The following is a 24100-nucleotide window of genomic DNA, read 5'->3' as shown; positions in this document are numbered from 1 at the left end:
TAGGAACTCCTACAAAAATTTTGATTGGATCGCCCTGATTCGAAATCGCTTTTTTAACTTGTGGGTAAGGTTATGCTAGAGAGCGGTGCATTGAGTGCAAGCTGTCTATCGGAAGCTACTAACTGAATTTTTTTGGGGGATGGAAGATCCCAGGTGACTTTGCTTTATCAGAAAATCATAATTTTGCAGGGACAAAGTCTTAACTGTAGGAGCTTCTACAAAATGTCTACTGGGATCTTGTCGAATGCACATAGTTTTCCAACTTGTAGGTAAGAATTCAAACGATCGGCGTTATTGACAAACGTTCTTTCCCTCGAACGTCCTCCCGTTTTGTTCGAATTAATTTAAGTAAACAATTGTCCGTACAAAGAAAAACCCGAGTTTTTACACCCGGGTTTTTTCCACCTGATTTCAGGTTCAGTCTCTGTTATCAGAATTTAGCTTTCGTTTGGAAGTCGTAAATCACTTCTTGAACATCCGCTTGATTGATCTTCTTAATACCTTGTTCGGTATGAACGATCATAGTGGATCCTTGTTGATCAACGATCGCGCCGATCAAAGAAGAACCGTCAGTCATGATGATCTTTTCGATTCTTTCGTAGTAGTTTACGATGTCTTTGCTGGACTTCAGTTCTTTAGGAGTAGAAATCAGCACTTGTTTGAATTTCTTTGCTTCATCTTCTTGACGAGACGCTACTTCACTTTCGAGTTTCTTTCTTTCAGACTCAAGAGCCGCCGCTTTTTGTTCGTCCACTTTTCCGGAAGATTCTTCATTGATACGAACCATCTTTTCCGAAGTTTCTTTGTCTACGGTTACGATTGTTCTCAATTCTTCTTCGTCTTTTTTGGAGATTCCGGAATTATCCATTTTCTTAACAACGCCTGAGATGTTTTTCTCTACGTTAGATCCGATTTTGGAAGTATCTTTGATATCCAGAGATTTATCATCCGCTTTCATTACGGAAGCTTGATTTTTCTCGAGAACGATTTCAGAAGAAGCAAGAGACTGCTGAATCTTTTTCAGATCTTCGTTTTTAGAAATCTCTTCGTCGCTCATTCCTTCCAGAGCTGCAACGCGAGGAGCTACTGCAACCGATCCGTCTAACACCTTTACAGTCGCTTTGTCGGATTTAGATCTCTCTACGATAAAGGAAGTTCCGCGCACACCAGCGATCGCGGTTGGAGTAACCACGGAAAACTGATCTTCTTTGGAAGCTTTGTTCACTTTCGCGAAAACTTTTCCGGAAACAAGAGCGAGTCTTGTGTCGGAGTTTCCTTTCGAGTTGATCGAAAGCGCATCAAAGTCGATTACGGAATTCTCAGAGATACGAATCGCGGATCCGTCTGCAAATTGAATATCAACTTTAGATTTTTCTTTTGTAGTTACCTTGTCGCCGGTTTTTAAACTCGCGCCCAAAGTCGCTTTTTCTTCCGTTAAATCAGTGTGAAGAATTTTTGCTTCTCCAACGCTGAAAACAACTACAGCCGAGGGACTGTTTTCTTTACCAGTAGTGGCTGCCTGGGAATTTTCGGTAGGTTTCTTGCATGCGCTGAACACCAGAATTCCGGCGGTCAAAACGATGGAGGAAACGATTAATAGCTTCTTCATACCCATTTTCCTTAAGATTGGATTGATAACAGGACTGCGGTGGTGGCAGCCTCTATCTATGTTACTCAACAGGCAACATAATCGGTTTTTCCATTTCTTTCAATTTTTTTTTACTAAACGCAAGATATTTCCTGAACCAAAATCGGCAAAATAGACTTCCCCGTTTCCGTCCTGTCCAAATGTGCTAATTTGGACGGGGGTTCGAAATAAAAGCTCATTGGATATTTTTTTCCCGTTTTTCTGCCTTAAAATCCAGATTCTTCCCGTAACAAAGTCGCCATAGACGTAAGAACCTAACAATTTTGGGAGTTCTTTTCCTCTGTACACATATCCTCCAGTGATAGAATGCCCGTCGTCTCGGGGGTATTCGTGGATCGGGTCGGAGATTCCGGGTAACGAACAATCCGGATTCGATTTAAAACAGTGAAAGCCCTCTTTGAGATTCCATCCAAAGTTTCCCCCTTTTTGAATCAGATCGATTTCTTCAAAAGAATTTTGTCCGACGTCGGCCAGATAAAGTTCTCCCGTAACGGAATCAAAGGAGAATCTCCAAGGATTTCGCAGACCATACGCCCAGATTTCGGGTAAGAATCCGGGTTTGTTTAGGAAAGGATTGTCTTCCGGGACCTTATAAGGAGCGCCGGAAGTTTTCGAATTGGGTGTGATTCGAAGGAGTTTTCCGAGAAAGGTAGCCGGATTTTGTCCGTTTTTATAAGGATCATTAGCCCCGCCCCCATCCCCAAAACCGATATAGAGTTTTTTATCAGGTCCAAATGCGATCTGACCTCCGTTGTGATTGGAATACGGTTGTTCCACTTTCAAAACGGTTCGTTTTGCGTTTTCAATTCTGAGAATGGAATCCTGTTTCCATTCAAATTCTAAAATCTTAGAATGATCTTTCCCGTTTTCCTTTACGACCACGTGCACATAAAATCTGGAATCATTTGCAAATTCGGGAGAAAACGCAAGTCCGAGAAGTCCTTCTTCTGAAAGTGTTTCGATCTGACCCGTAAAATCCGCTCGGATCGTTTTTTGTTTTTTTGTTAGGTCAAATTCTACCATCTTACCGCGTTTTTCTAAAACAATCATACGGTTGGAATCGCCTGGAAAGAATTGAATGTCCGTCGGCTCTTGAAATCCGCCTGCAACCTGGGAATACCAAGGAACCGCGGGAAGTTTGGATTCTTTGGGAGAATTTTTGGAAGGAGGGATTTTGGTTTTTGAAATGAGTGAAACGCCGGAAAGGAAAACGTAGAATAAAATGGGGAAAAGGAAAACTTTCATTCCGAAATTCTTAAAAAACATACTTCTTTCCTATGTTTTACATCCTGGTCGGTCAACAGGATTTCGTAAATCGAATGAGGTCTTTTCGGATCGAATCCTCTCTTTCTAAAAAGAAGGAAGCTCAAATCGAAGCAAAACCTACGTTTCTTTCTCAAAAAACTGCGTGTAATTTCGGTTCCTCCGGGAAGATTGTCTAATTAGAGATGGAAGCTACAGATTCAATCCGCCAAAGTTCTACCATTCCCCTCCTAGAAGAAATGGAGAGGAAATACAAATCGATTCCGATGGAAGCGATCGTAAAACAAGACATTCTGAGACAAGGAATTCACTTTCTCAAAGAAGCCTTCGAAGTTACGGGCGAATACAAAACAAAGGATTACTTTATATTCTCTTTTGATCATATTCCACTTTCTGAATTGAGTGAAGGCGCCGATGTAAAAGCTCCCGAGGAAATCAAAATTTCGGGAGGTCATTTCAATCTTCTTCCAACGATCATCTCTACGAGAAACAATCCGAATTCTCCATACAAAGTCAAAAAATCGCAGGATGGAAAACCGGCCCTTTATCTTGGGGAAACGTTTTTAGGAAACGTGGAATTCCCTCCTCTTCCCGCTTGGTATCGACACAAAACTCAAAACGGAAAACTTCCCGGTGAAATCGCTCCCGTGATCGAATGGGGATATCTCATCTATCTTACCGTTTTTAGAAACTGCCAGTATTTCGGTAAGGAAGAAGAATGCGCTTATTGCGATATCAATCATAACTATCGTCAACAGAAGAACGCAGGAAGACCATACACGGGTGTAAAAGACATAGAAGATATCTTAGAAGTTTTATCCTGGATCGACTCGGAAGACCAGACCGCAAAAGTTTATACGATCACGGGCGGAAGTGTGATCACCTCTTTGAAAAAAAAGAACGAAATCGATTTCTATTTGGATTACGCCCAGGCGATCGAATCCAGATTTCCCGGAAGGTGGATGGGAAAGATCGTTTCTCAGGCTTGGGAAATCGAAGATTGTAAGAAGTTTAAGGACGCGGGAATCCAAGTCTATCATCCCAACTACGAAGTCTGGGATAAAAATCTTTTTCAAAAAATTTGCCCGGGAAAAGAAGCTTATATCGGAAGAGACAACTGGATTCGAAGAGTTGTGGATTCTGCGGAAGTTTTCGGTCCTTCTTACGTGATCCCAAACTTTGTGGGCGGTGTAGAACTTTCCAAACCTTACGGTTTTGCCACAGTAGCGGAAGCGATCGCTTCTACCGGTGAAGGTCTCGACTTCTTTATGTCCAAAGGTATTATGCCTCGGTTTACGGCCTGGTGCCCCGAACCGTACACGACCTTAGGAACGCAAGCCGGTCCTCCTCTCGAATATTTCTGCGAACTTTTGACTGTCTGGAAAGCTACATTCGAAAAGTATAATCTACCGGTTCCTCCCGGTTACGGAGAACCCGGTCCCGGAAAGGCGGTTTTTTCGGTTTCGGCTTTTATGGATGTGATCGGTTATCAAGGAAGAAACTGAGATTTTTCAGAGTTTGCGCTTCGAGAGAAAATTCGGACTTGTCGATATTCTTAAAAAGATAAGTTCAATGGTTCCCTTTTTGCCCTCCGCAGACAGTAAGAGCCTGTCCCAAAGCCTCGAAAAAGAAAGAATCCGGTTTTATAAAATTCGAATCTTCCTGTGTGAGTTCCTACAAATTACGTCTCATCAATTTTTGTTGCAGTTCTATTGTTCTTTTTATCCAAAATCGGTGAGAGTTCCCACAGTTTAGGATTTTGGGATCGGTTCTGAGTTCATTTGGTAGTATTTTTCGGCGAAGCTACGCCTAACGGATCTACGACGAAAATTAACTCTCTTTTCTAATTCAAAATTCTTCAAAAATTAACAAACATAGGAACTCTACGAAAGATGCTACGCGAAACCAAACCCCTTCCTCTAAAGTTTCCAACGACTCGGACGACCAAGATTGTGAAATCTCCCCGAAGGAATGTGCATTGGGTTGTGATGATAACCCCCTCCGTTTCCAGTTCCGAACGTATTGTAGGAAGGATTTCGATAATAGTTCGGATAGTAGCCGCGATTTTGATATCCATAAGGAGAAGAATAACTCCTATAACCGTCGCAATTTCCCGAATAGTTTGATCCGCAGTCGTTGTAGCTTCTATAAAGATACGGCTGACAACTCATCCCCAAAAAAATGAGAAAACTAAAAATCCCTACCACTGGACCCATGGACCTTGCGTTCGCTTTCATAGGAAAGCCTCCCTTGTCATTCGTCTCGAAGACTGGGTTCAGTTTACTCCAAAAAAAGATTCCGTCTATAGGGGATCTCCGTATTGCGGCAATTACCTAAACCTGACAACGACCGATCCATATCCATTTTTCGCAATCGGCTCCGTTTATTTCTTTTCTGTAGGAGGTTCTACATGATTTACCAACTGTTTTGCCCCCGACGCTCCATCAAGATGTATGGAAATCGTATTCGGTAGAATGGAAAAAATATCTTGAACCAATTTTTTCCTTTCGGACAAGAAAATCGCGGGAAAAAGGGTCGAAATAATAACGTTCGTATTCTCTCACGGATTTACTTCAATTCACTTGTGCGACGATGCTTTGAAAATCGGATCGGAATTCTTTTACGTTTGCAATCCGAAAAAAGTTTTCCATTTCCGCGATAAGATCTTTGTTGGAACCTTACTCAAAATTGGTGATAATGTTTTGTGAATAGTAACCCATTTTGATTCCTTTCGAATGATAACGCTGAAAAATTAAAAAAATTGAATTCGATTTTTTTATAGAACTATACGGAGGAAAGAATCCAGACGATCCTCCACTCTTATCGATTCCGATTTTTCGAGAACGCTTGTTTCGTCGCTTGTATTTTTTGCATAAAGAATTGTGTTTGATTCCGTCATAAGGAATTTTTAGAAAACACATTGAAATTCCAAAGAGAAAAAAGATTCTAAGCTTATATATCCGTTCTACGGGTAAGGAGCTTTTTTAATGAATTTGAGAAAAATTTCTTTAACGTTTCTTTTGATTCTAATCTCCCTAACGGGACTTCAAGCGGGGAATTTTAAACTGGACCCGTCGCATACTTCCGTCGGTTTTAAAATCAGGCATCTTGGCTTAAACAATGTTCCCGGTTCTTTCAAGGAATTCCAAGGGAATTTCAGCTTTGACGAAAAAACCGGAGCGCTTACGGGTCTGGATGTTACGATTCAGACAGCTTCCATCTTTACAAACGATGAAAAACGAGACGGACATCTAAAATCAAAAGACTTCTTCGACGCGGAAACAACTCCTACAATCACGTTTAAGTCCGCAAAGGCTACTGTCAAAAAAGGATCGGTTTCCAAAGTCACGGGCGATCTTACGATCAAAGGTGTTACTAAGTCGGTAGTTTTGAACGTAACTTTTAACGGTTCCGCAAAAGATCCCTGGGGAACCGTTCACTTTGCTTTCGAAGCGGAAACAAAGATCAACCGCAAGGATTTCGGTCTGACTTGGAACAAGGCTTTGGAAACGGGCGGAGTTCTGGTTGGAGAAGAAGTATCGATAAAAATCGAAGGCGAAGCAGTCGCGGAATAAAAGAAAAATCTATTTTTGAATCGTTCAAAAATAGATTCAAAAAACTTGATTTTCTAAATTTGTTTCGGAATCCACCTCCCTTTTCCATGAACCGAACAAGGGAGGTTGATTTCAAAAAGAATTAACTGGAAGAAGAGGATTTTTCCACCCTTCTCCACTGGTTCGCCCAACCGGCAAATGCGTTTTGATTTCTTGATTGGATATAAAGTTTACCGGTCCCGGAAAACACCGCGACCAAACCTTCCCCGCTCAAAAACAAAGACTTTAGACCTCCGACCTTTTGGATCGTATAGTTTAACGTCCCTTCAAAACCTACGATATGACCGGTGTCCACGGTGTATTGACCGTTGACTTCGATCGTATGAATCGCGCCAAAGCTCGAAAAGAAAAGATCTCCGGCTCCGCTCACCTTTAAAAAGAAAAGACCTTCTCCGGAAAAGAAACCTTTGAATCCGCCCCATTTGCTGTCGATGACCAAGGACTCGGAACCGGCGACGTAAGCGCCTCGGCTGAGGATCAATTCTTCTCCTTTCATCTTACGGTATTCGATATCGCCTTGGGTCTGACTTGTCAGAAAAAGAGTTCCGGTTCCGCCTTCCGACTTAAACGTGTTTTGGAAAAAGGATTCTCCGCTGAGTAACGCGCGTTTGGCGGAAGCCCAGATTCCACCTTCGGCTTTTGTAGCCATCTTTACGGTAGGACTCATAGCGACCATCGCCCCGGATTCGGCGCGGATCGTTTCTCCGTTTTCTAATTCCACTTGAATGATTGGAAAATCAGGTTTTAGTAATATTTCGTGTTTCACGATTCATTCTCCTTATCTTTTGATCGGAGGCAGTTGATTTCTAAACCAACTTCCTAAAGAAGGAACGTTTCTGGATTGAATCCAAACTCTTCCCCTTCCCTTAAACCGGGCTACAAATCCTTCTCCGCCTAAAAAGAAAGACTTCCAACCTCCGAACTTGGTCATCTCGTAGTTCAAACCTTCGTCGAACGCGACGATATGACCCGTATCCACTATCATTTCACCGTCGACTTGGAGAACGTCGATTCCGCCGTAACTGGAAATGAGAAGAGGTCCGTTGCCCGAAAGTTTTAAGAAGAATAAGGATTCTCCGCTGATAAATCCTTTTAGACCCTGGAACTTCGTATCCATCTCGATGTTAGGAGAAGAAGCAAGAAAGGAACTCGATTGAACAAAAACCGTTCCGGCAAGCTCGATCTTATCCACGTCTCCGGGAAGAGTTGGCGCGAGTAAAACTTCTCCGTTTCCGGAAGAAGCGGTAAACGTGTTCATCCAAAAGGATTCTCCTCCAAGGAAGGCGGCCTTTAAACTTTTTAAGAATCCGCCTTGTTGAGCCTTGTGAGTTTGAATCGTGATCCCTGTGCTCATAGACATCATGGAACCCGATTCGGCTTTGATCGATTCTCCGCCGTTTAGAGTTACCTTTGCAAAACTATACGATGGTTTGCTAAGAATTTCAATATTCATAATATTACCTTTTCCTTATTGAGGAAGGAGTCCCGTCAGCCAGGATAAAAATCCCGATGGAACCCGAGTCTGAATCAAAATTTTTCCGTGACCGGTAAACTCCATCACCAAACCTTCTCCGCCGAAGAGAGTGGATTTCCAACTTCCTCCAGCCTTTGCGATTTTATACTGAAGGGTTTTGTCGAAAGCTACTATGTGACCTGTATCGATCGTGTAAGCTCCTTGTACTTCGATCGGAAGAATGGCCCCGTAAGAATTCAAAAAGAGTTTTCCGTTTCCGGTAACATCCAAAAGAAACACACCTTCTCCTCCGAGAAAAGAACGTAAACCGCCGAATCTGGGTTTCATCGTGATCGTTTCATCCGAGGCGAGATACGCTCCTGCCTCGACGAGAAGACCGTTGTCGGTAAGGTCGATTCCGACTACGTCTCCCGGCAATTCGGGTGCAAAACCGATCTCTGCGCCCGCAGTTGGAGCCTTAAAGACATTAAAGAAAAAAGATTCTCCGCCGAAAAATCGCCTGGAGAGCGCTGAAAAAAAACCGCTTCCCATTTTGGTTTCAACGTCTATCCCGGGGGTCATATAGACCATCGCGCCTGCTTCGGCTTTGATGGTTTCACCGGGTGACAATTTTACTTTTAGAAAAGAATACGAAGGTTTGTGGATGATCTCGTAATTCATAGAAGCAGCAATGTAAATAAATTGACTCAAACGTCAATCGAAAAGTGTTTTCAGGAGGAATCCCGAAAATTACATTGGAGTCACACTATGACACAAAGAAACGTATTCATCACTGGAACAAATCGAGGGATTGGATTGGAACTTACAAAACACTTTCTCTCAAAGGGAGATCAAGTGTTTGCGCTCTGCAGAAAGAGTTCCGCCGAACTCGTTCGTCTAAAACCGGCTCGTATTATCGAAGGAATCGACGTTCTCAATTCAAATTCGATCCAAGGTTTGACTTCGAAAATCCTGGATACAAAGATCGATATTTTGATCAACAACGCCGGGATTTTGATTCCGGACAATTTGCAAACCCTCGACGAAGACAATATCGTCACTCAATTTTTAGTCAATGCACTCGGACCGTTAAAAATCGTACGATCACTTCTTCCTTCTCTCAAAACGAATTCCAAACTTGTGTTTCTAACAAGTAGAATGGGATCCATCGCGGACAATACATCCGGCTCTTACTATGGATACCGCGCCTCCAAGGCGGCCTTGAATGCGATCGCGGTCAGTCTTGCGCGTGATCTTTCCCCTAAAGGAATCTCCGTGGGTATCTTTCATCCGGGAATGGTGGCCACGGAAATGACCGGAAGACAAGGAATTTCTCCGGAAGAAAGTGTAGTCGGTTTGGCGGAACGGATTGAAACTCTCAATCTTTCCAATTCCGGCAAATTCTTTCATCAGAATGGAGAAGAATTGCTTTGGTGATCGATGGGACAATAACCTGTGTCCGAGTAGATACACTGTTGCAGAAAAGAGACGGTTTGTCAGAAATTTATTTCAAATTATGTCGCATCCGGTCGTAAACCCGCTCTGGTTAGCCTGAAAAAACAGCTTTTAATACACCCTTTGGCATAGACCTTGCTTATATAGGGATAAAAGGAGTTCCAACAAAACCGAAAACTTCGGTAGAATTGGGTTCTTTGGAATACGAAAAGCGAACTTCGACGCTCCGCCGGATGTCTTTTGAGTAAGGATCCAGTTGGAAAATCGAAAATGCACAACTATGAAAGAAACTATATATAGAAGATCCATACAGGATACAGTTAGAATCAAGGGCATCGGGCTTCATTCCGGAAAGGAAGTAAACTTAGTCGCCCACCCCGCCTCGTCCGGCACGGGAATCGTTTTTGAATACCGTAAAGGGCAGGAAAAAGCCTCGATCCCGGCCGAACTGAGCAATGTTGTCGACACGAGCAACGCGACCACGCTCGGAGACGGACTTTATAAAATTCAGACCGTAGAACACCTCCTGGCTGCGGTCTATGCTTTAGGACTGACCGATCTGATCCTGGAAATCGACGCCGTAGAAGTGCCGATCATGGACGGCTCCTCCCTCCCATTCTTACAAGCCCTCGAATCCGCCGGAATCGTTGAATATCCGGAAACCGTAGAACCGATTTATGTGCAAAACCCGCTTTGGGTCGTGGACGGAGACAAGTATCTTGTGCTTCTTCCGAGCAACGAACTCAAGGTAACTTACACAATCGATTTCAATCACCCTCTTCTCAAAGGACAAAGTATAACGATCGCACTCGACAGAGAAAAGATCAAACAAGAGATTCTCCCGGCAAGAACCTTTGGATTCTTAAAAGATGTGGAAGCGCTACAAGCCAGAGGATTGGCGATGGGTGGATCCTTGGACAACGCAATCGTGCTCACACAGGACGGTTACTTGAACCAGCAGCTCCGTTTTGAAAACGAATGTGTGCGTCATAAAATCTTGGATCTTTTCGGAGACATTTCGATCGCGGGACGTCCGATTATCGGCCACTATCTGGCTTCCAAGGCGGGACACGCTTTGGATATCTCCATGGCAAAACTTGTCATGAGCAGCGTGACCGGAGACGAGATCAGCAAATACAAAAGCCGAAGAACTCCACTTTTCAAAAGAAAAGCCGCGATCGTCTAAAAATCTCCCATCTTTGCCATACAAGCCTCTTTTGAAAGAGGCTGAGGTGATCCAAGCTTTCCCCATTTCAGAAAAGAATTGTCAGATTCTTCTTTTCGAGAATTCTGTAGTCGAGTTTCTACTCGGAAATCAACTTTATAAATGATCCCCTCCAAACGGACAGTTTTTACCGGAATCACCGCTTTCCCGGGTAAACTATACGGTAAGGTTCTCAAAACCGGAAAAAAAAGGAATACGATCCTAACCGGGACCTATGTCCACGAATCCGCAAAAGAAGAAGAAATCGAAAAGTTTAAAACGGCTTTGGAAGAAAGCCTAGAAAGCCTTCGCATCCTTATCACATCTGTCGAATCCTCAGGCCCCGACCACAAAGAAGTGCAGGAAATTTTAGAAACGCAGGCGATGATCTGTTCCGATCCGAGTCTTTCCACTTCGGTTCAAAAAAGAATTTTGGATCTGGGAGAAAACGCGATCCTCGCGGTTCAAAACGTAACCCATGAAATCACCGAAAAGTTCCGCGCGATGGAGAATGAATTCTTCCGAGAAAGAGTGGATCATTTTCACGACGTCTCGAATCGATTGATCGAATTTATCGCGGGAAAAAAAGAGGAAGATTCTTTTTTATCCGGTTTGAAAGAGGATCTTATCTTGGTCGCAAGAGAACTCACTCCTTCCCAGATGATTCTTATGGATAAAACGAGGATTCGAGGAATCGCAACCGACCTCGGTGGAAAGACGGGCCACATGGCGATTCTTGCCAGAAACTACGGAATTCCGACGGTAGTGGGTTTGAAAGATTTTTCCTCCCATGTACGCGACAACGAGTTCATCTTTTTGGATGCGGAAGTCGGAAACGTTATAAGATTTCCGACTTTGGAAGAGGTAAAATACTACGGCTTTTCCTCCACCTATCCGGTGGAAGAAAGTGGGACCAAAAAAACCAGAGCCGTAAGCAAGGACGGAATCCGGGTCAAGATCAAATGTAATTTAGAATCCGAACTCGACTGCGAACAAGCGATTCGTTCCGGCGCCGAAGGGGTCGGTCTTTTTAGAAGCGAATCCCTATTCTTAAAATACCAAGACAGTAACGTTTCCGGAGAAGAACAATTCCGAGCTTACAAAGCGATTGCCGAAGGAATGGAAGACAAACCGGTCACGATCCGCACCTTCGATATCGGAGCCGACAAATTTTCGACCGGAGAAGAAGAGGAAAATCCGTTTTTAGGAAACAGAGGGATCCGGTATTCTCTCTCCAATCCGGAATGGTTCGGAGAACAACTAACGGCGATTTTACGAGCTTCCGCTTTTGGAAACGTAAGTATTCTTCTCCCGATGATCACCGGTCCCGCCGAGATCGTCAAAACCAGGGAACTTTTGGAAGAATGTAAACGTAAACTCAGCGTTCAAAAAGAGAAGTTTAACAAGAAGATCAAAGTAGGCGTGATGATCGAAACCCCAGCCGCGGTTTCCGCACTGGATTTGATCGCGAGAGAAGCCGATTTTTTTTCGGTGGGAACAAACGACCTTCTGCAATATATCATGGCGGTGGATCGAAATAATATCCACGTATCGTCTCTTTACAATCCCTATCATATCGCTTTTTTACGAGCGCTGATTCGGATCGTGGAAGTTTCAAGGGATTACGACAAACCTTTGGGAATCTGCGGAGAACTCGCGTCCGACACGAACTTTACGATTTTTTTGATCGGTATCGGAATTCGGGATCTTTCTGTTTCGATCCCATTCTTAAATCCGATTCGAAAGATCATCCGTTCCATATCCTTGCACCAAGCGGGAACCCTGGTCAAAAAGATCATCGAACTTTCGGAAGAAGAAAACTACGAAAACATCGAAGCCTTCCTCTTTAGCAAACATTTGAGTTAAGAAATTTCCCGTTCCAAAATCAGAAAGACGAAAGAATCCCAAACCTTTTCCTTCTCTTGAAAGAAAACCGGACCCAATGTGTCCTTATCCTTTTTCAAACAAAGATAAGAATGTTTATCCGTCCGAAGATAGAACTTTCCGCAGGTTCCGGAAAGACTTTGGATCAGATCCTTTAAAAGTTTAGGAAGATTTTTTTCGTCTTCGGGAAGAGAAACTCCGGTCATCAGAATTTCCTGATTCTCCCAAGTCCCAAAAATGGAAACCGCTTTTGGATTCCATTCTTCAAACAATTCCTTTTCGTACGAAGCCAGCGCAGGATTGAGTATAGGATGAATTTCAGAATTCATCGAAAGGGGAAATTCTTTTCCTACAACTCTCGGGACAAAACCTTCAGTCTTAAACTGTTTCCAGTTTTCAAACCCGCCGATTTTCGAAAGGCCTCTTACAAAACCGGGGGTGAGACCACCGACGGTGATCGGGTTTTTCGAAAGATTTGCGGTCAGAATCGAACGTATACAAAGAAAACCCAGATTGTATGGCGAGAATTGTAATACCTGGGAAAAGTTCCAGACCTCGTTTTCTCTCATCGGAGAAAGATAAAGATTGTCCAGTGCGTATAAATCTCCGTGCCCCGAGGGGGAAAATACGGAGGATTTCCGGAGTTGTTTCTGAGTGCCGGCCATATATTCTTTTATATCGGTACCCGGCCGGATTCTCCGAAGAAATAAAAAAGCCAGCTTTTGAGGGCTGGCCTTTGAAATTCGAAAGATCGGAAAATTTTAGTCTTGGTTTGTAGAATAGATTTTTTTGATCCTGTCGATGTATTTTTCAGTGATCACGTGACGTTTCATTTTCATCATATTGTTCAACTCTTCACCCACTTCAAAAGGTTTGGAGATGATGATAAAAGGAGTCACCTGTTCAAAGGATTTGAATCCGTTTTTGGTATTGTTGAGAGCTTTGATCTCTTTTCTAAAGAGGTCGTAAACTTTCGGATTTTCGATCAGCTTTTCGTTGCTCGATTCGTTGATTCCGTTTTCTTTCGCCCATTCTTGAAGCTTTTCGAAATCCGGAACGATGATCGCGCCTAAATTTTTCTGATCCTGACCAATTACCATACACTGGCTGATATAAGCGGATTCCTGAAGTTTGTTCTCGATCGGAACCGGCTCCACGTTTTCTCCACCCAAAAGAACGACGGTATCTTTCGCACGCCCCGTTAGAGTGAGGGTTTTTTTGAAGTTGATCATCCCCATATCGCCGGTGTTCATCCAGCCGTCTTGGATCGCCTTGGAAGTCGCCTCTTCGTTTTTGAAATACCCTTTCATCACTTGAGGCCCTTTGACAAAGACTACCCCTTTCTGACCGAGTTTTCCTTGGGAAATTTTGCCTTCTTCGTCGATCTCGGTGAGAACAACGTTGTTATCGTTTCGAATCTGGAGTCTCGTTTTTGGAACCACAACCCCTACAGATCCGATGATGAGTTTTTCGAAAGTTCTCACTGAAATTACGGGAGAAGTTTCAGTCATTCCGTATCCTTCTAAAACGTTGATTCCGATGTTTCCAAAAAATTCGTCAACGTGTCTAGGAAGAGCGCCCCCACCGGAGATAGAAGCTTTGAGTTGTCCACCCGTAGCCGCTCTGATCTTTGCCAGAACGATTCTATCCAGAGTAAAGCTGTTCAAAAGAACTGCAAGACCCGCAACCGTATACAGCGGAGAACTCAGAAAATACAAATCCGTTCCCGCAAAATATGCGCCTAACGCGCCTGCGACGACGGTCAGAGTAAAAGGTCCGGTCAACAGAAATTGAATGAACATCAACGTTCCGTAAAAGAACGACTTGATCGGATTTCTTCCACGATAGTCTACTTGAACTCCTTTCAAAAAGCGAACCGCTTGATTCTTCTTGCTTGAAAAAAAGTATGCAAGTTTGAAAAGCCCTCTTCGAATCGCGGGAGTCTGAGCCGGGTCGTTGATTCTTGTATAAATTCCGTTGTAGATATTTTCCCAAAGTCTTGGCGCAGAACCCATAAACGTAGGTTTTACCGTCGCCAAATCCTGACGAAGATCTCTAACGTTAGTATAGTATGTCGCCGCTCCAAGTCCGAGACAAACGTATTCGACTACTCTTTCGAAAACGTGCCAAATCGGAAGAATGGAAAGAAGACGAGCGCTCGGCTGGATATTCAGCATCGGGCTTACATAATTTACCTGGTGCATCATGTTGGAATGTTTCAACATAACACCTTTTGGAAGTCCTGTAGTTCCGGAAGTGTAGATCAAAGTAAAAAGATCTTCGGCTTGAATCGCTGAAATTCTTTCTTCCGCTTTTTTGGATCCGCCATCTCTCAGTTTTTTCCCTTTGTCTATGAGGTCCTGCATTTTTAAAACGCCGGGAGCCGTGCTCGTAGGATCCATCATGATGATGGTTTTAACGTTGTTGAGCTGAGATTTGTTTCTGTTAAACTTCTCGAGCATCTTATCGTTTTCGATAAAAACGACTTCCACTTCCGAGTGATTGAGAATATAAACAATTTCAGAATCTGTAATATCGGTTCCACGAGGAACGTCTGCGGCTCCCGAAAGGATCACACCATAATCCGCGATGATCCATTCGATACGATTGTCCGCGATCAAACCGACTCTTTGTCTTTGTTGAACGCCTAATTCGACCAAGGCTTCCGCAAGATTGATACCTTGTTCGTACAACTGACCATACGTAGTTGGAGAATATTCCTTCTTGGAATCTTTCGAGAAAAAGGCCGGTAGGTCCCGGAATTTTTCCGCAGATTCACGAAATAGCTGGGCTAAGTTTTCCGCCATGAAACTCATTCACTCCTGATATCTTTAGTTTAATACAACTTAGGGATTCCGGCAAGATCCTGCCGGCAAGGATTCAAAATTAAATAGGGAACCTAAGAAATAAACCCTTTTTTTTGGATCGTTTTCGAGAAGGTCTTATTTATTTACCGTGTTATACAATATTATGGTGCAGTGAACCAATTTGAAAAATTGGCTCGGAGTTTTGGGTAGTCTCTCTCTTGAATTCCATACTGAATTTTCAAAAGTTTTCCGGAGACGCTAAATACGAGGAGCGCCGGTTGACCTTCTACCTTAAATTCGTTTATCAATTCAAAATCTCGGTCCACAAAGGATGGATAGGTAATCCCGAATTCCCGAGCCGCTTGGACGTGTTCGTCTTTGCTGAGGTCCGGCTCGGTGTTGATCCCCAAAAGAATCCCATTCTTACCTTGCAGATCTTTGGAAAGTTTTTCTAAGACCGGAACCGCATCCTTACAAGGTTCACACCAAGAAGCCCAAACGTCTAAGAGTAAAACCCTTCCCTTGTATTCCTGAAGACTTGTCAATCGACCGTCGAAGTCGGTCAGTTTGAGTTTATAAAGAACCGATTCTTCTTTCGAAGAATGACAGGCGGAGATCCAAAATAAGAGAAGAAGAAAAAAACAACGTGTGAGAAACATCTCTTAAGCATTCTCCCAAAATCGAAAAGAATGTAAATGGAAAAAATCTTTCCAGCTTACGACGTTCTTTCAAACTGGGACCACGCCAGTGAATCCAGTCTTTTACAATTACTTTTCAGGTCCGGAAGAATTCTCAACGTATCTAAAAACGGATCGTTTCGGAGGTTCCGGAATGATCTCGACCCCCGCTTCTAAAGAACCTTATTTTTCCGAAACCATTCGGAAAGCGAAACTGGAACTCCAAGAAAATCGGATCCGGATCCTTTTGAAAGGAAAAGAAACCGCTAAAGAGCTTACAATTCCTTTGAATGGAAATTCTAAAAAGAATACTCTCGAGTTTTTACCGGATTATTTGAGTTTTAAGAATGGAGAAGAAGAATTTACGGTTCGACTCCAACCCTTGGATCGAAAAAGAATTCATCTTCAAATCGATTCTAAGATCGGTTTGGAATTTTCAGGAACGCTTTCCAGACTTAGCGGCTGGAGGAAATGGTTTTAGATTTTAGAACTTCACGAATTTGATCCGCGATCGTCTTTGCGGCGGCGCTCCGGTAGAATTTTCGAAGATCCACCTTTTTACCCGGATGGGGTTTTTTAGAAAAATCAAGAAGCGCTTTCACCCAAAGATCCTGTTCCAATTTTAAATACTGAATCCGATTTCCTCCGATTTCCCGAAAAACGGAAAGATCGGTAACGATCGCCGGTTTTTGTAAACTGAGAGCTTCTAAAAGAGGAATTCCAAATCCTTCGTATAATGAAGAAAATAAGAACAAAGAACACTTTTTGTACATGTGCGCGAGTTCCACGTCGGTCGGACTTTCAATCCAGTGGATTCCGATTTTTTTGCTCTGATCGCTTCGGAGCGTCTCGATAAATTCCGGATCTTCCCAACCGGCCTTTCCTCCGATCACCCAGGAAAACTTTTGACTCGGCTTTACGGATTTTGAATATTCCAAATAAGCCTTATACAAGAACGAATAATTTTTACGGGGTTCGACCGTGGATACTGAAAGAAAGTATTTTTTGGGAAGCGAATCGACGCGAGTTCCGGGTTTTTTCTTAAGAAAACCCTGGAATTCGGAAAGTTCTATCCCCGGATAAACCACTTGCATCTTTTCGAATGGAATGTGAAAAAATTCAGCAACCTCGTTTTTTGTGGATTCCGAAATCGGAAGGAGTTTGTCCGCGCGGCGAATGGAACGGGAAAGATAAAATTTTTGCTGGAGCCTCGCGAGGGTTCTCATAGTTTCCGGAAAACGATACGCTACCAGATCGTTATAAGTCAGAACGGTAGCGGTGTTTTTGGAAAGAAACGGAGGAAAAACCTGTTGAGTTCCCCAAAAAAGATCGAGTTGGATCTTTCGAAGTTGGAGAGGAAGAGCAATCGCAAAATAGATTCCTCCTTTTTTGGAAAGAAATCCTTCACCTTTGATAAATCGAATCCCCGGAAGTTTTAAAAGATCGGAATAACTGGGATGAAGATCCCTGTGAGAGAAAAGATAAAATTCAAAACTAGGATCCTTTCCCAGATCCAAAAGCGCGCTGTGAATCATCTTTCCCACTCCCGAAACAGGAGTGGAAAACGGTCTTGCGTCTACGCCGATTTTGATCTTCTGAATCGGAGCATTCGAATATTCTTTTTTTCTCATAGAATTTTTGGCGAATCAATTCCAGTCCGTCAGGCTGGACTGAAAGTAAGTTTTCGAATTTTTCCAGAGTTGATCCAAGGATTCGGAGTGACCGGCGATCAAACCTTCTCCTCTCCCGGAAACGCTTTGAAACCGAAACGGCTCGGCGGATTGAATTTCGAGATCGGATCCTCCCGATGCTCTTACAAGCGCGATTCCGGCGCAAACGTCCCATTCGTTTTTCGGTTTGAGGGAAACCGAAATCGAAGCGATACCCGCAGCCACGAGCCCAAGTTTGTAAGCGATCGAACCCATCGCTGAAAATTTCCAATCGGAAGGAAGCATATCCTGGTTAAAAAGTCCGTCCCTTTCTTCGGTCCTCGAAATGAGAACGGTTTTTACGGGCGTGTGAGAAAGTAATTTTTTTGAAAATCGTTTCGAATCGATTTTGTAAGAATCCGGGATCGTCGCAAATTTCAGATAATCCACTCCCACACTTTCGTCTCCAAAAATCAATTCTCCCGTAACCGGATTTAAGATCACGCCAAGGACGGCTCGTCCTTGAACCGACAAACCGAGACTGATCGCAAATTCCGGATTCTTATGAACAAATTCTCGGGTTCCGTCGATGGGATCCAAAATCCAAGCGGAAGGAAGCGAGGATATATCCTTTCTTTCCTGATCCTCTTCCGAAAGAACGGGGATATTTGTAAACTGAAGAATTTCGGCGATTAAAGCGCCCGCCTTGAGATCGGCTTCGGTCACGGGGTCGTTTCCGCCCTTATCCGTGACCTTAAAATCCGAATTATAGATTTCTAATACGATTTTGCCCGCTTCCAGAACGGAATTTACGGCGGGCTGGAGATATTGAATCGAATCCAAAAAGAAAATACTCAGTAAAAAAGAATCACTTACCGGGTTTAACTTCGGGAGTGGCGGCGCTTTCTTTGTGGGGATCGTCCAAGTTTTCCGGGCGGATATAAAAGACTTCGTTTTCAGGAGTTTGAAGATAGATTTCAGGATCCATTTTGTAACTATAGAAAAAAAGGAATTTCTTATATTTCACATAGACGGTGTAAGTTCCCTTTTGAGGTTCATACAACATCGTTTCCACATTGAGATCCTTTGTGATTTCCTTGTATTCAAGATATCTATGATGGAGGGTGTATTTTACGGCGGAGAGGAGATTTTTTTCGAGGGTCGCTTTTTTGAATGCGTCCGAAATTTTGATGTTTTTGTTAAATTCTTCTACTTTGTTAAACTCTTCCACAACACCTTGGGACTTTCCGGCGTAAATACCGGAAGAGGCAGTGAGAAGCAATAGGGATATCACGAATATTTTCTTCATCTGGGTTTCCTGTCTGCTACTAGTATCGGATTTCGGGAAAGTAAACTTACCCCTTCCTTATAATTTCTCGAGCGGGGTATAGGCAACAAAAAAGTTCTTCTCCACGTTTCCGAATCGAATCGCCACCTTCGTATTTTTTTCTTTTCCTGAAACCGTTAAAATCGTGCCGATCCCGAATTGTTTGTGTTTTACCCGATCTCCCGCCTTGAGTCGAAGATTGTCCGGAGACGGAGGTTCTGAAAAACCGGAATCGAATTCTTCCTCTACATCGCGAACCTTGGAAGCAAGGGGCGGCCCCTGCGGCCTTCTCGCGGTCCTTTCCCGAGCGCCAAACTGCTGTTCTCCAAAACATTCTTTTGGAACCTCCGCTAAAAATCGGGAAGGAATCCGATCCTCGATCTTTCCGAATTTGCGCGAAGTTCGGCAAAAACTCAAAAACAAATCTTTCCGAGCGCGGGTAAGAGCGACGTAAAAGAGGCGTCTTTCCTCTTCGTCTCCAAAATGGGAATCTTCCAAACTCATGCTATGAGGAAAAGTCCCCTCTTCCAGACCGGATAAAAAGACGATCTGAAACTCAAGACCTTTCGCGTTATGCACCGTCATCAGATTTACGTAGTCGGTCAGTTCCTTTGTGTCCTCTTCGCTTGTGAGAAGACTGATCTGATTGAGATATTCTTCCAAGGAAGGAGAATCCGAATTTTTCTCGTATTCTTCGATCGAGTTTACGAGTTCCTGAAGGTTTTCCAGACGAGCGATGGATTCTTCAGTTCCTTCCTCTTTGAGATAGGACATGAGACCGGAACGATTCAAAAGTTCTAATGCGATTTCGGAAGGAGAAGAACCCTTCTCCGTTTTTTCTATAAGGTCGCTAAAGAGATGAAAGAGTTCTTTTCCCTTCGCCTTTGCGGCTTTTTTGAGCGGGATCTCTTCTCTTCCCAAGGTTTCCAAAAGTGAAATTCCTTTTTCCAGCGAAAATTCCCGGATTTTGTCGATCCCGGAATCACCGATTCCGCGCGGAGGATAGTTTACGATTCGTAAAAGAGAAACCGAATCCACCGGGTTCGATACTACGTTTAGATACGCGATAAAATCCTTAATCTCAGCACGGTCGAAAAACCGGAAACCTCCGAAAATTTTATAGGGAATCCCTATGTTTCGAAGGGCCTCTTCGAAGTATCTAGACTGAGAATTGGTTCTGTAGAATATTGCAATATTCTTATATTCGGTTCCGGAAGAATACGCCGAACGGATTCGCGTAATCACTCCGTGTGCCTCTTCGGATTCGTTCTGAAACTCGGTCAGAATCACGGGAGAACCTTTCGGATTGTTAGTGAAAATTTCCTTTTGTTTACGTTGTGTGTTGTTCGAAATGACGCGTGACGCGGCGAGGATGATATTGGAGGAGGAACGATAATTCTCTTCGAGTTTGATGACTACGGATTCCGGAAAATCCTTTTCGAAGTTGAGAATGTTCGCGATATCGGCGCCTCTCCAGGAATAGATCGATTGATCGTCGTCGCCCACGACGCAGAGATTTTTCTTTTCTCCTGCAAGAAGAATTACGAGTTCGTATTGGACCTTGTTTGTATCCTGATACTCGTCTACCATGACGTATTCCCATTTGTGACGATACTTAGAAAGCGCGTCCGGAGATTTTTGCAGAAGTTGAACCGTCTTCCAGATGAGATCTCCAAAATCGAAAGCCTTACTCGCGTCCTTTCTTTTTTCGTATTCCTTGTAGATAGCGGAAACGTTTTTTGAAAAATCGGTTCTTCCTTCTTTCTCGAGATAGGCTTCCGGAGATAACATCTTATCTTTCAAACCGCTGATATAATTTCCGAGCATCGAAGGTTTGTAGAATTTCGGATCGAGAGAAAGATCCTTCACAACCTGTTTGAGAAGCGATTCTTGAAGCGTAGTATCGTAAACGGTGAAACCTCCCGTATATCCGAAAAAGGAAGCTTCTCTTCTTAAGATGTAAAGACAAAGAGAATGAAACGTTTTGATCTGAAGATTGGCCGGTAAGAATGGAACGAGGTGTCTGACTCTTTCCTGCATTTCGGCGGCGGCTTTGTTCGTAAAAGTTACCGCGCAGATTCTATCGATCCCGTGATTGATGAGAAGGTTTGCGATTCGATGAGTGATAACCCGCGTTTTACCCGAGCCGGCTCCGGCTAAGATCAGAACAGGACCGGAAACTTGGAGAACGGCTTTTTTTTGTTCTTCGTTTAAACCTTCGAGAAGAGGGTCCACGGTCAAAACCTGTAGTCTCCGATCCCGAAGACAAACTGAAACGCGTTGTCCGAATCGAATTTTGTAAAAGGATGATCCGGGACACCCGTATATTTCAACTTTTGCGCAAAGTAGATTCGAAGGGGAAGAACCGGAATTTGAATCCGTAACCCCACCCCCCAAGAGAATCGAAATTTATCCAAGGCAACATTGTTTCCGGAAAGAACAAGATTAGCAGGATTGTTCAATTCTTCATAGGTATAATCCGCTTTTCGAAGAGCCGTAAGGTTGTAAGAATTCGTAAGTGCGTATCCTACGGGATCTCTTTGTTGGGCTTCCAATACTCTTTGGTCATACGTCGTAAAAAGATCTCTTCGAACACCTTGAGCGCGGTTGACTTCTTCGTAGAGGGCTCCCGCGTCAAAAAAAGTGACGAGCCAGAGCAGGCTCGGTTCGATCGGGAAACGAAGTTCCGTCCCAAAGATCATTCGACTCGCGGCCCCGTCCCTCCATTCCGTCGGATATTTTGCGTCGTTATAAAACCAACCGCGAAGGGATTCGTAACCGCCTAAAAATTGTAAGTCCTGCAACTGGATGTATGGATTCTGAATCGGATCCTGTTTTCCGTAAGCCGGAACTCTTTGAAACGTAAAAAGGGAAGAACTTCTAAATTCCTGAACGACTCTCCATCGACGAAGCGCGTTGTTTCGAAAAAGTCCAAAAAAACTATAATCAAACCAAGTGTGATAGTATTCGGCTAAAATACGATACTGGTCAAAATGAGACTGACCGCCTAACAACTGCCCAACGTTATCCACTTGAAAAAGAAGGTCGTATCCTTGAGTCGGATTAAAAACGTTGTCTCGAATATCATAGGCAAGGCCGTTTGAAACTTGGGAACGGAATTGCCAGCCTCGGCGAACCTCGGCGAGAACCTGATCGGAAACGAGAGAAGAAGGATTTGTAGAAGCGTAAATACTCGGCGAATATCGGTGGAAGTGGGTCCAGTTGATAAAGATCCGATGCCCGATCCCGACCGTAAACCCCACGCCGTCCCGAGAATAGATCGCTTGTTCTTTGATCGACTGCTGGTTGTTGTTCTCCGTAATCGAAACCGCACCGACGTTGTAAATTCTAGAAGAATAAAAAAGAGAAAGAGACAAAGACCAAGGTTTGTTGTAGAGCCAAGGTTCGGTCCATGTCACCTGGAACAATCTTCGGTAAGGACCAAACTCGATTCTTCCCGAAATTTTTTGCCCGGTTCCGTTTAGGTTATTTTCTCCGACTTCGGTAAAGATCGAAAATCCGGTGATCGTTCCGTAACCACCCCCCATCGAAACGGTTCCGGTCGGTTGTTCGAGAACCTCGATGATTAAATTCATCTTGGTTTGATCCGAACCCGGTCTCATGTTGAAGTTGACTTCTTTAAAATAACCTAGGTTGTAGATTCTTTCCCGAGAACGGTTTACGAGAGAAGAATTAAAAAGGTCACCCTGTTTGAAGAGCAACTCTCTTCGGATCACACGATCTTGAGTTTTTTTATTCCCTTTGATGACTACGTTTTCTACATAAGCCAAATTGTTTTCACGGATATTAAAATCAACGTGAACGAATTTTTTACCGTGTAACTCGGGTTTGGTGTTATAGAGTTGTCTGAGACGTTTGATATGAAGTTGCGCGTATTCGGTCTCGCAGATTTTTCTTTCTTCGTCCGTTTTACGGGTATAACAGTTTTCGTAGTATTCTATATTTTCCCGATCCAGGGAGATGACCTTTCTACGAGGAATCACCTGGGCGAAAAGATATCCCCTCGAACTGTAGAGTTCGTTCATCGTCCCCCGATCCCGCATAAAACGAGTTTCGTCGAACAAAACTCCAACGTCCGCGTCGCTATAGTCTAAATTTTTCTCCAGTTCTTTGACGGGAAGAAGAGGTTTTAATTCTTCTTTGGGGGTTTCGGGAGGATTGTTTTCTTTGTTTAAGAAAAGAGGTCTTCCGTCTGCGTCCAAGGTTTTATCGTGATTGAGGGTATAGCCGTTGAAAAAATAAACCTGGCCTTCCGCAACTTTGATATTTACGATGATGACCCTTCGATCTTTTTTTTCAGGGTTTTCCCAGTGGATTTCCCAGTTGGTTCCTTCCCGCATGAGTTCCGCGTCGAGATATCCTTTGCTCTTGAGATAGGCTACGATCGTATCCTTATCTTTTTCGAAAGAGGACTCTTTGAAATTTCCACCCTCAAAAACCCCTTCCTCTTTCATTTCCATTACGGAAAGAAGTTCGGAGGTTTCTACGGATTCGTTTCCATAGACGTTGATTTTGGAAACCGGAATTTCTTCCCCTTCGTCGATGATAAAACGAACTCGAACGAGATTTGTTTTCGGATCCGGTTTTCCTAACTCCACTTTTACGTAAGCGAGAAAAAAACCTTCGTCCCTGTATTTTTGTAAGATAAGATCTCTAGACTTCGTAATTTTTTGAGGAGTGATGACCTCGTTGTCTTTGAGAGGAAGTTTATCCCTCAAGTCCGCGGGAAAAACTTCGTCGGCTCCGACGAATTCCACTTCCTTTACGCGCGGTCTTTCTTTGAGTTCGATTACGATACGAACCCCGTCGCCCATTTCTTCGGCTTGGATATCCACAAAGTAGAAAAATCCGGAATTAAAAAGAGTTTTTAAATCCTTGTCTAGAATTTTCTTCGTGAGTTGTTTTCCAACCCGCAAATCGATCATCGATTCCAGGTCGCTATCAGGAGTGTTTTTGTTCCCTTTGAATTTTACTTCTTTGATCACCTTTCCCAGATAATCGCTTCGTTTCGAAAGAAGTTGAGTCAGCTCGCCTGAATAGAATAAAAGTCCGAATAGGATGGCTAGGATGGATCCTTTCAGAATGAGGGAAAATGTTC

General features: G+C 43.5%; 21 protein-coding genes. 7 read left to right on the top strand and 14 right to left on the bottom strand.

Translation table 11 applies throughout. The features are described 5' to 3' along the window. Window positions 1-430: 430 nt before the first annotated feature. Together JWG44_RS04465 and JWG44_RS04460 are read right to left on the bottom strand one after the other, a co-directional pair. On the bottom strand, window positions 431-1609 hold the full coding sequence (locus JWG44_RS04465) for a lipoprotein LipL45 (protein ID WP_205273753.1): 1179 nt from the start codon (window positions 1607-1609) through the stop codon (window positions 431-433). Between the two features lie 99 nt (window positions 1610-1708). Next, window positions 1709-2914, bottom strand: a complete 1206-nt coding sequence (locus JWG44_RS04460; protein ID WP_205273752.1) for a PQQ-dependent sugar dehydrogenase — start codon at window positions 2912-2914, stop codon at window positions 1709-1711. Window positions 2915-2925: 11 nt separating this feature from the next. On the opposite strand from JWG44_RS04460, the gene JWG44_RS04455 reads away from it, so the two are divergent. Beyond that, the gene (locus JWG44_RS04455) at window positions 2926-3090 is read left to right on the top strand and encodes a hypothetical protein (RefSeq protein WP_205273751.1); all 165 of its coding nucleotides are present in this window, start codon (window positions 2926-2928) and stop codon (window positions 3088-3090) included. Window positions 3091-3096: 6 nt separating this feature from the next. Further along, complete coding sequence (locus JWG44_RS04450) at window positions 3097-4416, top strand: radical SAM protein (protein ID WP_205273750.1); 1320 nt, start codon at window positions 3097-3099, stop codon at window positions 4414-4416. 414 nt (window positions 4417-4830) lie between these two features. Here the strand turns inward: JWG44_RS04450 and JWG44_RS04445 are convergent, their stop codons facing one another. Then, window positions 4831-5148, bottom strand: a complete 318-nt coding sequence (locus JWG44_RS04445; RefSeq protein WP_205273749.1) for a hypothetical protein — start codon at window positions 5146-5148, stop codon at window positions 4831-4833. A gap of 750 nt (window positions 5149-5898) precedes the next feature. Here JWG44_RS04445 and JWG44_RS04440 point away from each other — a divergent pair. Then, entirely contained in the window at window positions 5899-6486 is a 588-nt protein-coding gene (locus JWG44_RS04440) for a YceI family protein (protein ID WP_205273748.1), read from the top strand. A gap of 121 nt (window positions 6487-6607) precedes the next feature. Here the strand turns inward: JWG44_RS04440 and JWG44_RS04435 are convergent, their stop codons facing one another. The 3 genes from JWG44_RS04435 to JWG44_RS04425 are packed head-to-tail and all read right to left on the bottom strand — an operon-like array spanning window position 6608 to window position 8659. Continuing rightward, entirely contained in the window at window positions 6608-7291 is a 684-nt protein-coding gene (locus JWG44_RS04435; RefSeq protein WP_118982882.1) for a TIGR00266 family protein, read from the bottom strand. 12 nt (window positions 7292-7303) lie between these two features. Beyond that, window positions 7304-7978: a TIGR00266 family protein gene (locus tag JWG44_RS04430; RefSeq protein WP_205273747.1), complete on the bottom strand. Its 675-nt coding sequence runs from the start codon at window positions 7976-7978 to the stop codon at window positions 7304-7306. Between the two features lie 15 nt (window positions 7979-7993). Next, window positions 7994-8659 carry a TIGR00266 family protein gene (locus JWG44_RS04425; protein ID WP_205273746.1) on the bottom strand — a complete coding sequence of 222 codons (666 nt, stop codon included), beginning with the start codon at window positions 8657-8659 and terminating at the stop codon, window positions 7994-7996. Between the two features lie 87 nt (window positions 8660-8746). Between JWG44_RS04425 and JWG44_RS04420 the strand changes: the two genes are divergently transcribed. The 3 genes from JWG44_RS04420 (at window position 8747) to ptsP (ending at window position 12503) form a co-directional block, all read left to right on the top strand. Beyond that, entirely contained in the window at window positions 8747-9415 is a 669-nt protein-coding gene (locus tag JWG44_RS04420; protein WP_205273745.1) for an SDR family oxidoreductase, read from the top strand. Between the two features lie 298 nt (window positions 9416-9713). Next, entirely contained in the window at window positions 9714-10619 is a 906-nt protein-coding gene (gene lpxC, locus JWG44_RS04415; protein WP_205273744.1) for a UDP-3-O-acyl-N-acetylglucosamine deacetylase, read from the top strand. Between the two features lie 141 nt (window positions 10620-10760). Beyond that, on the top strand, window positions 10761-12503 hold the full coding sequence (gene ptsP / locus JWG44_RS04410; RefSeq protein WP_205273743.1) for a phosphoenolpyruvate--protein phosphotransferase: 1743 nt from the start codon (window positions 10761-10763) through the stop codon (window positions 12501-12503). Here ptsP and JWG44_RS04405 read toward each other — a convergent pair. The 3 genes from JWG44_RS04405 to JWG44_RS04395 form a co-directional block, all read right to left on the bottom strand. Then, window positions 12500-13186: an LIC11631 family protein gene (locus JWG44_RS04405; protein ID WP_205273742.1), complete on the bottom strand. Its 687-nt coding sequence runs from the start codon at window positions 13184-13186 to the stop codon at window positions 12500-12502. The two genes, ptsP and JWG44_RS04405, sit on opposite strands and share 4 nt — an antisense overlap. Window positions 13187-13282: 96 nt before the next feature. After that, window positions 13283-15328, bottom strand: a complete 2046-nt coding sequence (locus tag JWG44_RS04400) for an AMP-dependent synthetase/ligase (protein ID WP_205273741.1) — start codon at window positions 15326-15328, stop codon at window positions 13283-13285. A gap of 161 nt (window positions 15329-15489) precedes the next feature. After that, window positions 15490-15987, bottom strand: a complete 498-nt coding sequence (locus JWG44_RS04395) for a TlpA disulfide reductase family protein (RefSeq protein WP_205273740.1) — start codon at window positions 15985-15987, stop codon at window positions 15490-15492. Between the two features lie 88 nt (window positions 15988-16075). Here JWG44_RS04395 and JWG44_RS04390 point away from each other — a divergent pair, with 88 nt between their 5' ends. Then, window positions 16076-16486: a hypothetical protein gene (locus JWG44_RS04390; RefSeq protein WP_205273739.1), complete on the top strand. Its 411-nt coding sequence runs from the start codon at window positions 16076-16078 to the stop codon at window positions 16484-16486. Here JWG44_RS04390 and JWG44_RS04385 read toward each other — a convergent pair. From JWG44_RS04385 to JWG44_RS04365, 5 genes are read right to left on the bottom strand one after another with little or no spacing between them, the layout of a single operon-like run. Next, window positions 16461-17636: a glycosyltransferase gene (locus JWG44_RS04385; protein WP_205273738.1), complete on the bottom strand. Its 1176-nt coding sequence runs from the start codon at window positions 17634-17636 to the stop codon at window positions 16461-16463. The two genes, JWG44_RS04390 and JWG44_RS04385, sit on opposite strands and share 26 nt — an antisense overlap. Window positions 17637-17651: 15 nt before the next feature. Beyond that, entirely contained in the window at window positions 17652-18497 is an 846-nt protein-coding gene (locus JWG44_RS04380; protein ID WP_205273737.1) for a 3'(2'),5'-bisphosphate nucleotidase CysQ, read from the bottom strand. Window positions 18498-18522: 25 nt separating this feature from the next. Continuing rightward, complete coding sequence (locus JWG44_RS04375; RefSeq protein WP_205273736.1) at window positions 18523-18963, bottom strand: LIC11625 family surface-exposed protein; 441 nt, start codon at window positions 18961-18963, stop codon at window positions 18523-18525. A gap of 57 nt (window positions 18964-19020) precedes the next feature. Then, complete coding sequence (locus JWG44_RS04370; RefSeq protein ID WP_205273759.1) at window positions 19021-21216, bottom strand: ATP-dependent helicase; 2196 nt, start codon at window positions 21214-21216, stop codon at window positions 19021-19023. Between the two features lie 2 nt (window positions 21217-21218). Continuing rightward, window positions 21219-24071 carry a BamA/OMP85 family outer membrane protein gene (locus JWG44_RS04365; protein WP_408611877.1) on the bottom strand — a complete coding sequence of 951 codons (2853 nt, stop codon included), beginning with the start codon at window positions 24069-24071 and terminating at the stop codon, window positions 21219-21221. Window positions 24072-24100: the final 29 nt, after the last annotated feature.

Source organism: Leptospira ainazelensis (genome assembly GCF_016918785.1).
Classification (GTDB): domain Bacteria; phylum Spirochaetota; class Leptospiria; order Leptospirales; family Leptospiraceae; genus Leptospira; species Leptospira ainazelensis.
This window is presented reverse-complemented; position numbering and strand designations above follow the sequence as displayed.

What these genes read in the sequence shown, in the direction of transcription:
- JWG44_RS04445 (WP_205273749.1), bottom strand. Translation starts at nt 5,148, where the DNA reads ATGAAAGCGAACGCAAGGTCCATGGGTCCAGTGGTAGGGATTTTTAGT.
- JWG44_RS04395 (WP_205273740.1), bottom strand. Translation starts at nt 15,987, where the DNA reads ATGTTTCTCACACGTTGTTTTTTTCTTCTTCTCTTATTTTGGATCTCC.
- JWG44_RS04460 (WP_205273752.1), bottom strand. Translation starts at nt 2,914, where the DNA reads ATGTTTTTTAAGAATTTCGGAATGAAAGTTTTCCTTTTCCCCATTTTA.
- JWG44_RS04375 (WP_205273736.1), bottom strand. Translation starts at nt 18,963, where the DNA reads ATGAAGAAAATATTCGTGATATCCCTATTGCTTCTCACTGCCTCTTCC.
- JWG44_RS04430 (WP_205273747.1), bottom strand. Translation starts at nt 7,978, where the DNA reads ATGAATATTGAAATTCTTAGCAAACCATCGTATAGTTTTGCAAAGGTA.
- ptsP (WP_205273743.1), top strand. Translation starts at nt 10,761, where the DNA reads ATGATCCCCTCCAAACGGACAGTTTTTACCGGAATCACCGCTTTCCCG.
- JWG44_RS04465 (WP_205273753.1), bottom strand. Translation starts at nt 1,609, where the DNA reads ATGAAGAAGCTATTAATCGTTTCCTCCATCGTTTTGACCGCCGGAATT.
- JWG44_RS04450 (WP_205273750.1), top strand. Translation starts at nt 3,097, where the DNA reads ATGGAAGCTACAGATTCAATCCGCCAAAGTTCTACCATTCCCCTCCTA.
- JWG44_RS04400 (WP_205273741.1), bottom strand. Translation starts at nt 15,328, where the DNA reads ATGGCGGAAAACTTAGCCCAGCTATTTCGTGAATCTGCGGAAAAATTC.
- JWG44_RS04455 (WP_205273751.1), top strand. Translation starts at nt 2,926, where the DNA reads ATGTTTTACATCCTGGTCGGTCAACAGGATTTCGTAAATCGAATGAGG.
- JWG44_RS04440 (WP_205273748.1), top strand. Translation starts at nt 5,899, where the DNA reads ATGAATTTGAGAAAAATTTCTTTAACGTTTCTTTTGATTCTAATCTCC.
- JWG44_RS04405 (WP_205273742.1), bottom strand. Translation starts at nt 13,186, where the DNA reads ATGGCCGGCACTCAGAAACAACTCCGGAAATCCTCCGTATTTTCCCCC.
- JWG44_RS04425 (WP_205273746.1), bottom strand. Translation starts at nt 8,659, where the DNA reads ATGAATTACGAGATCATCCACAAACCTTCGTATTCTTTTCTAAAAGTA.
- JWG44_RS04385 (WP_205273738.1), bottom strand. Translation starts at nt 17,636, where the DNA reads ATGAGAAAAAAAGAATATTCGAATGCTCCGATTCAGAAGATCAAAATC.
- JWG44_RS04420 (WP_205273745.1), top strand. Translation starts at nt 8,747, where the DNA reads ATGACACAAAGAAACGTATTCATCACTGGAACAAATCGAGGGATTGGA.
- lpxC (WP_205273744.1), top strand. Translation starts at nt 9,714, where the DNA reads ATGAAAGAAACTATATATAGAAGATCCATACAGGATACAGTTAGAATC.